Origin of the sequence: Corynebacterium kroppenstedtii DSM 44385, from assembly GCF_000023145.1 — a bacterium.
GTDB classification, from domain to species: domain Bacteria; phylum Actinomycetota; class Actinomycetes; order Mycobacteriales; family Mycobacteriaceae; genus Corynebacterium; species Corynebacterium kroppenstedtii.
In genome coordinates, this window is sequence record NC_012704.1 from 428,021 (window position 1) to 441,562 (window position 13,542).

Genomic DNA, 13,542 nt, shown 5'->3' on the forward strand with positions numbered 1-13,542 from the left:
GAACCACTAATGAAATATGATGTCAATTGGTTTTCTTAAGCCCCTCCTAGCCCCGATAATGCGGCTTATTGATAACCAAAAGAGTTCGGGCACATCTCAGGGCAGAAAACAGATTGCGCGCACAAAACAGAAATCAAGTTCCCGTACCTAGCAAGCCTGCCCTCACCCCGGGAATACGCGAAAGCCCTTTCCCGGTAGTGCCGAAGGTTTAAGATTGCTACACATGAGTCCGCGCCGATCCCCGAAAAATAGTCATAAGGCTACGTTGGAGTCACTCGCGGAGGCCGTCGGGGTGTCGCGCACAACGGTGTCCAACGCCTACAACAAACCCGACCATCTGTCGCCTGAGACCCGCGCCCGCATCTTCGCCACCGCCGACAAGCTGGGGTATTCCGGTCCAGATCCTGCCGCCCGATCCCTGCGGACGCGCCGGGCAGATGCGATCGGCGTCCTTTTTACCGACGAACTCACCTACGCCTTCGAGGACCGCTCGTCGGTCGATTTCCTGGCTGGCTTGGCGGAGTCTTGCCAGGTCCTGGATTCGTCCCTGGTGCTCATTCCCGCTGCTCCTGGGCGTGCCGCGTCGGGAATTAACCGCGTCGCGCAAGCCGCCGTCGACGGTTTCGTGGTGTATTCGGTCGCCTCTGACGACCCCACGTTGGAGGTCGTGGCCTCGCGCGGCCTCCCGACTGTCGTGTGCGATCAGCCGTATTCCACACCGAAGCTGAAGGATTACGCCTTCGTTGGCATTGATGACCACGCTGCCATTCAGTCCGGCGTTCAACAGCTTATCGACGCTGGCCACCGGAAAATTGGTGTGTTGTGCATTCGTCTTGACCGTGAGGCCAACGCGGGCGAGGTGTCGCCGCAGCGCCTTCGCACTGCCCACATGCATGTGCAGAAACACCGCGTCGAGGGCATTGTCGATGTGATCCGTGGTGCCCACCCGGATTCGGCGGAGGACATTCCGATCGTGGAGTGCTATATCAACGACGCCGACGGCACCCGCGAGGCTGTCCGCGCGTTATTGGATGCGCACCCCGACTTGACCGCCGTGGCCTGTACGACGGATTCCTTAGCGTTGGCGGTGATACAGTGCGCTGCTGATCGCGGGTTGTCCGTGCCGGGCGATCTGTCGGTTACAGGGTTCGACGGTATCGACCTCGCCGTGCAGCAGCAGATCACCACGGTGTCGCAGCCGAACAAGGACAAAGGTCGCACCGCCGGACATGTTCTTCAGGACCTTATTTCCGACGCCACACGGGGGAAGGGAAATGCCGGCGCGTCTTCGTCTAGGAGCGTGGCGACATCCACAGGCGCTGGTGGTGCCCGCGGTCACGCATCGGCAACCCGCGGTTCTCACACGCTGTTGGAGACGACGTTGATCACGGGACGCACTGTTGGTCCGCCGCGGTAACGTAGCAGCGGTTTTGCGCAACGCCGCCACCGCGACGTCGCACTCTAACGCCGCCGCTGCTATAACACTCCGTTCTCAGTGAGATACTCGCGCCGCATGGTGGCCAACCGCTGGTACACGTCGGCAATAGCGTCGGTATCCGGAACGCGCAACGCAGCTGCGGTGTGAGAATCACCGACCTTAATGGACACATCATTGCCATGAAGGACGCGGAACGCGTTCTCGTCGGTCGTGTCATCGCCGGCATACACGATGGCGTCAACGTTGTACCGGTCGCGGGCGCTTTCCAGCCACTTCCCCTTGTCGACCTTCATGATCTGGGCTTCCAGAATGTGCTTGCCGTACATGTAGGAACCCGTCGTCCCATCCAGCAGCGAATCAAGAATGTCAGCGAACTTCTGCTGCAGCTGGCGCTCCAGCTCGTCGTTATTCATCGCCACACCATGCAGACCGACACCCAGCGGTTTTTCCTCCACAAACATGCCCGAGTGCGGAGCACTATCGGCCACGGCGTGTGCCTCACGGATCATGCGCTCAAGGAGCTTCTTTTGCTCCTCATTGGGTTCGACGCCACTGCCGTCATTCGCTTCAGCTCCGTGGGATCCCGCCAGAATTATCCCGGAGATGTCGCGAACATCGTCGGGGCCGTCGTCGGCAATATTTTGTCCCTGTGGTCCGGTCCGGCGGGCGAGGCGTTCGAGTTTCGAGATGTCCCGCCCGGAGACGAGTGCGCCGAAAGTGTGCGGCATGTGGGCGAGGTCGATGATGGCATTCATGGCGGTGGGGTTCGCGGTGACGGCCATGGCGTCTTTGTTGAGCGGCGCTAAGCAGCCGTCGAAGTCGCTGGCCAGCATCAGTGTGGGGCTGTGGGCAGCGGTGCGAAGGGCCCGGTTAATGTCATCGGACGGGGTAAACACTCGTTCTCCTAAAAGTCGTAGCTGACGTCGAATTTTCCGCCGGGAGTGTCGGACAAAGTTTGGCAGGCTAAGGTCATGTCGTCGGCGATGTCGTACTCATCCAACACATTGTTGTGCACCATGTGCGTTGTTGCATTGTTATGGGGTTCGACGACGCACTGGCAGGCGCCACATTCGCCCTCGGTACAGCCGTAGGGTGCATCCAAGCCCGCGTCCAACATGGCGTAGAGGAGCCGTTTCCCCGCGGGCCATTCAATATCTTCCTCCGTGTCCTCCATGAAGACGTGCGCGGTGGAGGGCTCTGCGTCGGAAGGGGTGGCGGCGGAGTCGTCGCCCGCGGAGTTGTCGTCGGGAATGCTGTTAGTCATTGTCACTCTCTAAGCAGTCGAGGAATGCCGATGCCCAGGCGTGGACGTCGTGTTCGGTCACTTCGTTGAACATGGACATCATGCGGTCATGCAGGTCTTCTTTCTTTGCCACCGCCGCGGAATGCACCTGCCGCTTAATCGAATCAATATCATGCGGGTTGCACAGGAACGCGCCATCAAGCTCGGCCGCGGCACCCGTAAATTCACTAAGTACCAGTGACCCCGTGCCATCCGGGTGGCACGCCACATATTCCTTAGCGACGAGGTTCATGCCGTCCTTCAGACTCGTAACCAGCATAATGTCGGCCGCCTTGTAATAGGAGACGAGGTCCTGGAACGGAATCGACCGGTGCATATAGGTCACTGCCGAGTGCCCAATGCTGCTGAAGTGGCCATTAATGCGGCCGACGGCTTCTTCCACTTGCCGACGCGCCACCTTGTAGTGCTCAATGCGCTCGCGCGATGGCGTCGCCACCTGCACGAATGTGGTGGTCTCGGGGTCGAGCGCACCGGTTTCCAGGAGCTCCTCGTACGCCTCGAGGCGCTGGAGGATCCCCTTCGTGTAGTCCAACCTGTCGACGCCGAGGATCAGCGTTTCAGGATCGCCCAGCTCAGAGCGGACCTTTTCCGCGTCGGCGTCCTTCGCGGCGGCGGTCACCGACTTCGTGTCGATGGAAATGGGGAACACACCGACGCCGACGGGGCGACCGTCGGATGCGGTGATCGTGGCGGTAATTTCCCTCATGCTGGCCTTGCCGCGGACGGGCAGGCTATCCGGCTGGCCTGTACTCGGTGTCGCGAACCCGCCGACGTCGCGGGAGAGTTCCAGGAAGTTGGTTGCGTTGTGGATGGAGTGGAACCCGATTACGTCTGCGCCCAACAGACCACGGACCAGTTCTTCACGCCACGGCAGCTGGCGGAACAGCTCCGCCGGTGGGAACGGAATGTGCAGGAAGAACCCGATTTTCAGGTCCGGGCGCATTTGCCGCAAAATGCCGGGCAGCAGTTGCAGCTGGTAATCCTGCACCCACACTGTTGCGCCTTCGGCCGCGCGTCGGGCCACCTCCATGGCGAAGCGCGTGTTGACATCGCGGTACGTCACCCACCAGTCGCGGTTGAAGATCGGCGTCACGATCAGGTCGTGGTAGAGCGGCCACAATGTGGCGTTGGAGAACCCTTCGTAGTATTCGGCGTAATCCCGTTTGGTCAGCCCCATCGGGATCAGCGTGATGCCCTCGTCGGTGGTGAACGGGTCGGCGACGGGGGTTGCCGTGGGCCCTTCGGATGTTGCTCCGGGCCAGCCGATCCATGCCCCTTCGTGTTCTTTGAGAACGGGTTTCAGTGCCGTGACCAGGCCACCTGGGCTTGGTTCGAAGTGCTTGGTGCCGTCGGGGTCGATCTCAATATCGACGGGTAAACGGTTAGCGACGACGATGAACGAGTAGGTGTCTTTCACGGTGTCGTCGGTGGATGCGTCGGCGTGCGTGTCGGTGCCGGTGGTGTTGTCGGATGAGGACATGGTGTTGTTACCTCGTTCGGGTTGATGGGTGCTCCGGATGTTTCTGTCTTCCAGGGTAGTGCCGAAGGAGCCAGTGCAGCGACTGCGGCCTAGCCCCGTGGTCGCTGTGATCTCAGTGCCTTTTTCGTCCTTGCGTGGCAGCCCGCGTTGTTGTGGCTCGTGCCGCGCTGGATCTCGTCGCCGAAGCCCGAGCCGCGCTGGCCCGTGCCGCCTCCAGGAGCGTGCGCGAGGATCCACGTAGCGTTGTGCCCTTCCTCCACAAGGCCCGAATCGGCCGTGCCAGGCGGGTGTCGTCGATAGTGATTTCGCTTAACCGGCCGTCGGCTATCTCTTGTTCCACCACGCAGCGGGGAAGGATCGCCGGGGCCCGCGTCGCCAAGACTGTTGACTTGATGGCGGTCGCCGATTCGAGTTCGGCGAAGGGTGCTTGAAGAGCCTGGGGGAGTACACGTTCGATGGTGGACCGGGTACCTGAACCGGGTTCGCGGACGATGAGCGGCGTTTGAGCGACCGTGAGCGGAGATACGTGGCCGAGCCCGGCCCATTCATGATCGGGTCGGACCACGAGGGTGAGATAATCGGTGGTAATGACCGTGCTGTCGAAATAATCCTCGGTAGGGATGCCTTTGAGTTCCGGGAGCGAGAGGGATTCGATAAACCCGATCGTTGCGTCCCCACTGGCAATCGTGTGGGCGACCTGTTGGCTATTGCCCGTCGTGATGGCAAACCGGACTCCGGGGTGTGTGTCGGTGAGGTGGGCAATCCAGCGCGGAATGTAGTGATCGGTGATGGTCTGGCTGGCAGCGGCCCGAATAATGTGGTGAGTAGGGTCTTTGTCGAAGGAGACAGTGTCCGCCAAGCTGTTCGCGCTGCGGATGACGTCGCGGGCGTGGTTAATAAATTCCCTGCCTTGGGGCGTGGGGTGGGTGCCCCGTGGTGTGCGGCTGACCAGGGTGAAGCCCAGAATAGATTCGGCGCTGCGCACCCGCTCAGAGACACCTTGCTGAGTCATCCCCATCTGCCGCGCCGCCGCACCGAGGGACCCCGTATCGGCGATAGCGACCAGTATTTCCAAGGTGCGGAGATCGGGGATATGAGCAAGTGACATGGGCCCATCCTAGGGTACTTGTGACAGTCACAGGAAATACTTGTGACTACCCAAAGAAATAGTGTCTGTTCAGGCTAAATGATGATGCATAGGCTCGTTGCTATGACCATGACTGCTACAGAAACCGCCTCGGCCGAGCCCGTGTCCTCCCGCCTTCGACCAGCCCGTCCCCACCCTGGCTCGTCCGGTCCTCGTCGGCAGCCTGCCATCGTCCCACCGGCCGGCCCCGCCTGGTTCGGTTCGATTATGGGTACCGGGATTCTCGCTAACCTTTTGGTCTCTGTCGCATTACCGCGGTTTGGGGAAGGTAGCTTTCTTGCCGACGCCACTCTGACGGCAGCTGCAGTCGTCCTGGTCATCGGCTGGATCGCGTTTGTTGGCCTGACTGTGGGGTTCGTCGGGCGGTGTCTCCGTCAGTTTAAGGTTTTCCATCAGTCGATCGTCCACCCTGAGCAATGTACGGCTTGGGGAATGGTGTCGATGGGGATACTCTCTCTTGGCTCAGCTACCCCCATTGTTCTTGATGAGCTCACCAGCTCCGGGGCCGGATCTCACAACTCGGCTGCGAATCCGATCCAGTGGCTAGCACGTGCCCAAGGCCTCGGGTGGAGTATTGATCTCACCTTCTGGTGGATCGGCACCATCCTCGGCATCGTGACAGCCTTTGGCTTCGCGCTGGTAGTCGTGCGAAATCGCTGGTCCGAGCCGCGTCCGGTGTGGGGGCTGCCCATCGTTCCGCCGATGGTGTCTGCAACAACGGGTGCAAGCCAGCTGTCCCATATTTCGACGATGTCACTTCGTATGACCATGCTGATCGTGAGCGTCGGCTGTTTCTTCGTTGCCCTGACCCTTGGAGCCATCATTTTTGTTGTGGCCTATGAACATGCGTGGCGACGCTCACCACTGCCGCTGGCAGCGTCTGCCTCGGCGTGGATTCCCCTCGGTATCGTTGGCCAATCCACGGCTGCAGCTCAAGCTATTGCCCACCAGATCGACGCTGTGATTACTCCGGCGGGGCAGCAGTGGGTTCAAGCGGCGGCCAATCTGTATGGGCAGGTGATCCTTGCTTGTGGAATACCACTGATTGCTTACGCGGCCTTCTGCACGATTCGAGGATTTGCTGGACGCATGCCTTTTAGCCCCTCGTGGTGGGCGCTGACATTCCCCGTGGGGACGTTGTGCCTGGGTAGCCACCTTCTCTCACATGGGACGGGCTGGGAATGGATGAACTGGGTCAGCCTCGGGTTCCTCGTCCTTCTGACTCTCCACTGGCTAACGGCCTCTGCGGGAACCGTCAAGGCTCTCAGCGGAAAGGTGTTCGCGACGGCCTAGATGGCCGAGCACTCGGCATCGTCGTTGTGCCGCGCTAAGGGTGAACCGCAAAAGCGACCACCCCCCGCAACACAAAAGCGACCACCTCCGCGCGTGTGGCGCGTTAGGTGGTCGCTGCTTGTCGTGCCGTCGAGCCCGGCCTCACTAAGAAGCCAAAGCTCAATACCTCTATGAATTACCCCGACTAATTATGAGGACTTCTTAGCCGTCGATTTCTTGGCCGTCGACTTTTTCGCGGTGGATTTCCGCGTGCTCTTCTTCGCCGCGGATCCGGACGACTTCTTCGTAGTTTTCTTGGTGCTCTTCTTGGTCGACTTCTTCGTGCTCTTCTTTGCTGAAGACTTCGTCGACTTCTTGCTGGTCTTCTTCGTGCCCTTGCCGGTGGACTTCTTACCGGTCGATTTCTTGCTGGACTTCTTGGCTGCTTTCTTCTCCGGTTTCTTGCCGGGGATTTCGGGTTCACCGAGTTCTTTGGCGACTCGACGGTAGATCAGCCCTTTGGGTTCGACGCCCAACATGCTGGTCAGCGTGGTGTAGTCAAAGAAGTCCTCTGCATATGTAGCGACGATGCGTTGGGCCGCGATAGCTGTTTCTTCTTCGACGGCGTGCAGTGATTCTGCGTTGGTTGCCCGTTTATCAGTGACCTTGGGGGGCACAAATCCTCCTGGAAAATCCTCCTGGGATGGATGGTGAACAGAGTAATGGTAGCTCACGCGGTCGGTTTCGTGGTAGCCGCCACCGTGGGTTTTATCGGTTCTTATCGACGACGCCACTGCGAGCGCGCTTTTGTGTTTCGGTAGGAACGGTTGCGCCAGCGAGCCCGGATGGATCCCGTGTTCGGCGTTCGAGGGGCCCCACGGCCATTGGCGCGTTGGCCGTTTGTTCGTTGGCCATTAGTCCGGGGACCGTTGACGCGCGACCCGTTGGTGCGTGCCTTCACCGCGAGCGGCCGTCGGACGATATTGCGGACTCCGCGGTAAGCGGTGGCGATGCGGGGCCGTCGTAGTCTGCGCGCAATCCATTCACCAAGAACGACGCCCGCCGCCAGACTCGTGGCGATGGCGAAAGCAGTGGCCATCGAGGAGAACCCAATGGACGGCCGGTCGTTAAGCAGGGAGTACATGCCGCGGTAGAGAGCGAAACCAGGTAGGAGCGGGGTAATGCCGGAGACCGCGGTGATCAGCGGGGGGATCATGTACCGGCGGGAGAGCAGACCACCGAACAGTCCGATGAGCGTGGCCGCCATGCCCGAGGCCGCGATGGTTCCGAAGCCGATGGGGATAAGGATCATGTAGTAAATCGCGGCACCGATGAGGGTGGTCACCGTCGTGATGACCGTGGATCGCAGACGTGCGAAGCACGCGACCGCGAAGAATGCGCCCGCCAGCGCCCCGGACACCGTAATGACGACGTTTTGCACGACGTTGGTGGACGCCGAGCCCTCAAATCCGGGGAGAGGAATGCCCAGGCGGGAGGCGATATTGAGCCCGAAGGCAACGCCGGCAATGATGGCGCCCGTGGAGAGCGCGGCTTCGAAGAATCGTGCAGAGGCCGTGACCGGCGCTCCCGTGATGCCGTCTTGGAGTGCCTGAACCAGGGTGAGCCCGGCCAGCATGGCGACGATCCCGGCGCCGATACAGACCGACGGATTGACTTCTATTCCATAGTGTTGGCCCACGTGATAGGCCAGGGCAGCGGGAACGGGGGCGACGAGCCCGCCGAACACGTTTTGGAAGAACAAGGGCAGCCCGTGCCCGGCCAGCACCGCGGATCCCCACATGATGACGATGGCAGAGAGACAGGAAATGACGGCCTCGGGTAGGTGTCCACCGATCATGAATGCCACCGATCCGGTGAAGATGCCCCACATGATCAGCACAAAGGTCGAATTGTAAGTCGGCGGCGCCGTGACGATTTCGTGGAGTTCGTCGGCGGCTTCTGCCCGCGTGAATCCACCGGTGAGGATGCGTCGAACAAGAACGTCGATTTCCTCTAATCGGGCGAAGTCCATGCTGAGTTTACTGACGACGCGGAACGCCGAGAGTGCACCTTCTGTGGGTCCCATAGTGGTGTACAGCATGAGGGTGTTGAGGGTGATGTCGACGTGGACGTCGTGAATACCGTATGTTTCGGTGATCGCGTGCATGTGGGCTTTGACGTCCCCGTTGCTCATGCCACTGGCTAGGAGGACGTCGCCAATGCGGGCGGCGAGGTCGAGCACCGCGTTGATTTCGTCGGCATTGGTGAAGTCGATGGGCTTCAGTGGCGACGGTGCCGGGGCGGCTTTGACGGCGTCGATGGTGGCGACAGGATTGGACCCGCCGGCGGTGGTGCCGGGGGCGCGGGAGCCAGCGACGCGGCGGAATGCCTGGCTGAATCCTGAGACAAAATCCATGGGGAGATCGTTGCCTTCGCTGATCGGGATCGGTGGGGTGAGGAATGTTTTGTGGTCACAGGCTACGACAGAAACTACGGTGTGGGCGAGTGGGGTAGCGATAGGGGCTGTTTGCGCTGGTGGTGGTGTATTTGTTTCGTTGTTGGTGCAGTTATGTGTATTATGGCGGGGCTGGTTAACGGGGCCTGGCCGGGTGTTCATGCTTGGCGCGGGTCAGTGTCCAGTGTGCTGGAGTGGCGCAATCGGTAGCGCAACGGTCTTGTAAACCGTAGGTTGTGGGTTCAAGTCCCATCTCCAGCTCAAAATAGCAGGTCGGGGGTTGAGGGGCAGTTGCCTTTGAGGCGAGTTTTAGGCCGAAAGTGTCCAAAAAATGTCCAAATAATAGGTCACCTGCACCGTGTCATGGTGGCCTTTGTAAGCGTCGTTATAAGCTAGCTCGCCGAAAAGGTTTGAAGTACAGCGCCAATTGCGCTGTGGGGTGTGGTCTCGTCGCGCACTCCGTAGCCTGCATAGATTTCTTCACCTCTAATCGAAGGCGCGATGGCTAAGGGAGTTTTGGTGTTTGTTGCCATCTCCGACGTTGGTGCAATTCGGTCTCGGTTCGCCGGGTACTTTGAGCTTGTTGTATTTTCGCGAACCGGCACGTATCCTTAATTACAACATGACCGGTTCCGCTGCCCATTTCGATGGGAGTCCAGGGCCGGTCTTTGTTTTAGAAAGGCACCAGAGCATTGAGTCCGGCGAAACGCTTCGTGACCTACGATGACCAGGTCAAACTCCTTTGTGCGCGGGGGATGCACATTGAGAATCAGGATCGCGCCAAGGATATTTTGGCGTGGCTGAGCTATTACCGCCTGTCGGGGTATTGGTATCCGATGCGTCACTTCGACTATGGAACTCGGAGAAGGTTCGATAGTTTCATCGAGGGTGCGTCCTTTGATTTAGTGGTTGAGCTTTATAAATTTGACGAACGACTTAGACACGATGTTTTTATGGAGTTAGATCGTGTTGAGATGGCCATTCGAACAATGCTCGGATATGAATTAGGCCGTGTTCATCCATTGGTCTATCTTGACGCAAAAAGCTTAGGTGCTCGGGCGCAACAGCGACGCGGAAAAGGCAATCGTAGGGTACACGACGTCTGGCTAGAAAAATACGAAGGGGCCTTGGACAATTCCAAGGAGGTTTTCGTTACTCACCACAAAAAGAAATACGGTGGTGAGTTGCCGGTATGGGCAGCAGTGGAGATTATGGACTGGGGTATGTTGTCTTATTTATTCGGCATGTCGCCGAATATCGTGCGGAACCGTATTGCTGAGCGATGTGCGTTGACTGCTCCCCAATTGGAATCTTGGCTCAAATCGTTGAATATTGTTCGTAACTACGCCGCCCATCATGCTCGGATGTTTAATCGTGTTTATGACATTAAGCCCAAGCTCGGTGATGATCAACGGCTGAACTCAGTAGCCGGGAAAATGAATCGTACATTTGGTCAGCTGTCCTTAATTCAGTACTTGCACCACCAGCTTCATTTATCGCCGGCAAAGCGTTTGCCAGCCTTAATGAATACTTACCCACATAATCCTATAGTGCCACTGGAGCGGACAGGAGCCCCTCGTAACTGGTCAGACCATCCGCTCTGGGAATGTTAGTTTAGAGATAGTTAATGTCTTTAGAGCTGCGTCATTAAAATTAGATCGTGATAGACAACCTCAAACGTTTTATATGATTAACTTTACTCCGGTTTTCGGAGCTTAAGTCGCGAGAAAGTGTTCGCACTACCTCGAGTCGATTAATCGGCCATAACTGCAAAATTACTAAGCGCTTTCTTCGACATTCTTAACCCACTGCTAATAACCAGATAGCAATGTGATGCAACGCGGCCGCGATGATGGTGCTGGCGTGGAATACTTCGTGGAAGCCGAACCAACGCTCGGACGGGTTGGGGCGCTGGATCCCGTACACAACGGCTCCGAGTGAGTAGATAACCCCGCCGACGATAATCAAAACCAACGCGGCTACGGGAACAAGCGACACCAGCGCAGTGGCTTTGACCACCACCAGCCACCCCAAAACAAGATAAATAACGACATCAACCCAGCGGGGATGGTTGGGCCACAGAAGGTTGATCGCGACGGCCCCACCTGCAGCGATCCACGCCGTAGGGAGGATCCACAATCCGTCGCTCATCGAGTTGAAGGCGTACACCGCGACGGGTGCATAGGTGCCGGCAATAAAAATAGCGATCATGGAGTGGTCGGCGCGTCTCCATATATCGACGGCACGCTTCGTATGCCACGGTACTCGATGATAGAGAGCCGACACTGCGAGCATTCCAAGGAGACACACGCAGTAAAGAACGATTGCAGCGATGAACGTCGCACTGTTATGCAGCGCAGCAGTCGTGGCCACGAGCGCAGTACAGGTTCCTGCGAAATAAATGGCGGCGATTTCGTGCAAGCGGCCACGGAAAATCGGTCTGGGCCCGCGATCGTACGGGACGGTGGCGCGTGCATCATGTCGTGGCGAGTTCGCCGAAACAGGAGTCATAGAGGAGAGTGTATGTATTTGTGGGCGCCCATGCGTGCGACTGGATGGGAAATTAGTTGGCCTTGTCCGTCCGTTCCAACCAGGCTTGTTTTCTGGCATGATGTGAGCCATGCCTAATAGCCCTGGTAAGCCGATGATTGAAGCGCATGACCTGACCCAAACTTTTCGTGGCCGAGGTCGTGATAAGAAACCGGTAAAAGCCGTCGATGGTGTGAGTCTGCATGTTAATCCCGGCGAAATCATTGGCTTCCTAGGGCCTAACGGTGCTGGTAAGACCACGACACTTCGCATGCTCACGACGTTGTTGAAGCCGACGAGTGGTTCTGCCCGTGTTGCAGGCTTCGATGTGGCTACCCAGCCCGTGGAGGTCCGTCGCCATATCGGTTATGTCAGCCAGGTGGGGTCGGCCGGTTCCAACGCGCACGCAGGTGAGGAACTGATGGATCACGGCATGCTGTATGGCCTACGTAAAAAAGATGCTCAGCGTCGTGCACATGAGTTATTTGAACAATTTAGTTTAGAAGGTTTGTGGGACAGAGAACCCAAGAATATGTCGGGCGGTCAGCGCCGCCGTCTTGATATCGCGATGGGACTGATCCATAGCCCCGGCCTCGTTTTCCTTGATGAACCGACGACCGGCCTAGATCCACAAGCCCGGAGCAATCTTTGGGATCACATTCGTAGCCTCCGTGAAGACCAAGGTACAACGATTTTCTTAACAACCCATTATTTGGATGAGGCAGATGCTTTAGCGGATCGGATCATTGTTATCGATCATGGGCGAATTATCGCATCAGATACGGCAGAGAATTTAAAGAGCTCGGTGTCTGGGGATCATGTTTCTCTCCGTCTTGACGATGCCACGCGGCAGGCTGATGCCGCGGAGATCATCACCCGCGTGATGTCAGGAGCAGATGCGTCGACAACCCCTGATCCGAAGCTCAGTGGCGACCTGATAGAGGCAGACGTCTATAACTCCGGCCATGTGCTACCGGATCTGATTAGGGCATTAGACGAGAAGTCGATCGGTATCGCTGATCTCAATGTCCGGCGCCCTACCCTGGATGACGTCTTTTTATCACTAACCGGTCGATCGCTGCGAGATTAATTCTCCACAATCTTTTGAGGATATTTCATGGGTATATCTAATTTCTTCCGTGAGAGTTTCATTATCTGCCGCAGACAATTGCGCATGAATTTACGTAACCCCGCCTGGATCATTATCGGCTTATTGCAGCCAGTGATGTATTTGGTGTTGTTCGGCCCCCTACTTAAGCCCTTGACAGCACAATTCGGTGCGACGAACGCCTACACGTTCTTTGTCCCCGGTTTGTTGGTCCAGCTGACTGTTTTCGGGGCGATGTTCGTCGGTTTCGGCGTTATCGCCGAGTGGCGTGACGGAGTGATCGAAGCTGAGCGCGTTACCCCAGCTAGTAGGACTGCGCTGTTATGTGGGCGCCTCATGCGCGATGTGACGCAACTGGGCGTTCAGTCCACCATCCTCATCGCGTTGGGTTATGCGATGGGAATGAAAGCACCCATCGCTGGTGTGATCTTAGGCATGATCATCACGCTCTTTGCCGGCGCAGCGTCGGCAGCGGCATCGAATGCACTGGCTTTGACCAGTAAAGACGAAGACGTCATGGGTCCCCTAACCAATATGCTTATCATGCCTATTCTGTTGTTATCCGGAATTATTTTACCGATGTCACTTGCTCCCGCGTGGCTCGAACGGCTATCGGACTTCATGCCCACTCGATATATTGTCGACGCTGTTCGCGCGATCTTCGCGGAAAACCCTGATGCTGCCACAGTGACTTGGGGGATTCTGTGGTCTCTTGTCATTTTCTTTGCTGGTATCTGGTGGGGGACTTGTACATTCCGTAAGGAAAATTCATAGCAATAACTCGGATTGCACCAGAGACGGTGAATAAAA

General features: G+C 57.8%; 12 protein-coding genes and 1 tRNA gene. 6 read left to right on the forward strand and 7 right to left on the reverse strand.

Annotated features, from left to right (window positions below):
* The first annotated feature begins 223 nt into the window (after positions 1 to 223).
* A complete protein-coding gene (locus CKROP_RS01660; protein WP_012731015.1) occupies positions 224 to 1,417 on the forward strand; it encodes a LacI family DNA-binding transcriptional regulator in 1,194 nt (397 codons plus the stop codon).
* Between the two features lie 59 nt (positions 1,418 to 1,476).
* Here CKROP_RS01660 and otsB read toward each other — a convergent pair whose 3' ends face one another.
* The 4 genes from otsB to CKROP_RS01680 form a co-directional block, all read right to left on the reverse strand.
* Positions 1,477 to 2,334 (reverse strand): trehalose-phosphatase, encoded by an 858-nt coding sequence (otsB, locus tag CKROP_RS01665; protein WP_012731016.1) that lies wholly within the window; start codon positions 2,332 to 2,334, stop codon positions 1,477 to 1,479.
* A gap of 8 nt (positions 2,335 to 2,342) precedes the next feature.
* On the reverse strand, positions 2,343 to 2,702 hold the full coding sequence (locus tag CKROP_RS01670) for a 2Fe-2S iron-sulfur cluster-binding protein (RefSeq protein WP_012731017.1): 360 nt from the start codon (positions 2,700 to 2,702) through the stop codon (positions 2,343 to 2,345).
* A complete protein-coding gene (locus tag CKROP_RS01675; protein WP_012731018.1) occupies positions 2,695 to 4,221 on the reverse strand; it encodes an alpha,alpha-trehalose-phosphate synthase (UDP-forming) in 1,527 nt (508 codons plus the stop codon). Before CKROP_RS01675 ends, CKROP_RS01670 begins: the two co-directional genes overlap by 8 nt.
* 112 nt (positions 4,222 to 4,333) lie before the next feature.
* The gene (locus CKROP_RS01680; RefSeq protein ID WP_012731019.1) at positions 4,334 to 5,329 is read right to left on the reverse strand and encodes a LysR family transcriptional regulator; all 996 of its coding nucleotides are present in this window, start codon (positions 5,327 to 5,329) and stop codon (positions 4,334 to 4,336) included.
* A 102-nt stretch (positions 5,330 to 5,431) separates the two neighbouring features.
* Here CKROP_RS01680 and CKROP_RS01685 point away from each other — a divergent pair, with 102 nt between their 5' ends.
* On the forward strand, positions 5,432 to 6,661 hold the full coding sequence (locus tag CKROP_RS01685) for a TDT family transporter (RefSeq protein WP_041628733.1): 1,230 nt from the start codon (positions 5,432 to 5,434) through the stop codon (positions 6,659 to 6,661).
* 188 nt (positions 6,662 to 6,849) lie between these two features.
* Here CKROP_RS01685 and CKROP_RS01690 read toward each other — a convergent pair whose 3' ends face one another.
* Entirely contained in the window at positions 6,850 to 7,317 is a 468-nt protein-coding gene (locus CKROP_RS01690) for a hypothetical protein (protein ID WP_012731021.1), read from the reverse strand.
* A 101-nt stretch (positions 7,318 to 7,418) separates the two neighbouring features.
* Positions 7,419 to 9,056: a threonine/serine exporter ThrE gene (gene thrE, locus CKROP_RS01695; RefSeq protein WP_081429374.1), complete on the reverse strand. Its 1,638-nt coding sequence runs from the start codon at positions 9,054 to 9,056 to the stop codon at positions 7,419 to 7,421.
* Between the two features lie 227 nt (positions 9,057 to 9,283).
* Between thrE and CKROP_RS01700 the strand changes: the two genes are divergently transcribed.
* Positions 9,284 to 9,356, forward strand: a tRNA-Thr gene (locus tag CKROP_RS01700).
* Positions 9,357 to 9,787: 431 nt separating this feature from the next.
* Positions 9,788 to 10,708, forward strand: a complete 921-nt coding sequence (locus tag CKROP_RS01705; RefSeq protein WP_041628734.1) for an Abi family protein — start codon at positions 9,788 to 9,790, stop codon at positions 10,706 to 10,708.
* A 187-nt stretch (positions 10,709 to 10,895) separates the two neighbouring features.
* Here the strand turns inward: CKROP_RS01705 and trhA are convergent, their stop codons facing one another.
* Positions 10,896 to 11,606 carry a PAQR family membrane homeostasis protein TrhA gene (trhA, locus tag CKROP_RS01710; RefSeq protein WP_012731024.1) on the reverse strand — a complete coding sequence of 237 codons (711 nt, stop codon included), beginning with the start codon at positions 11,604 to 11,606 and terminating at the stop codon, positions 10,896 to 10,898.
* Positions 11,607 to 11,739: 133 nt separating this feature from the next.
* Here trhA and CKROP_RS01715 point away from each other — a divergent pair, with 133 nt between their 5' ends.
* Positions 11,740 to 12,714, forward strand: a complete 975-nt coding sequence (locus CKROP_RS01715; protein ID WP_041628735.1) for a daunorubicin resistance protein DrrA family ABC transporter ATP-binding protein — start codon at positions 11,740 to 11,742, stop codon at positions 12,712 to 12,714.
* Between the two features lie 27 nt (positions 12,715 to 12,741).
* Positions 12,742 to 13,506, forward strand: coding sequence for an ABC transporter permease (locus CKROP_RS01720; RefSeq protein WP_012731026.1), 765 nt, complete (start codon positions 12,742 to 12,744; stop codon positions 13,504 to 13,506).
* The last annotated feature ends 36 nt before the right edge of the window (positions 13,507 to 13,542 follow it).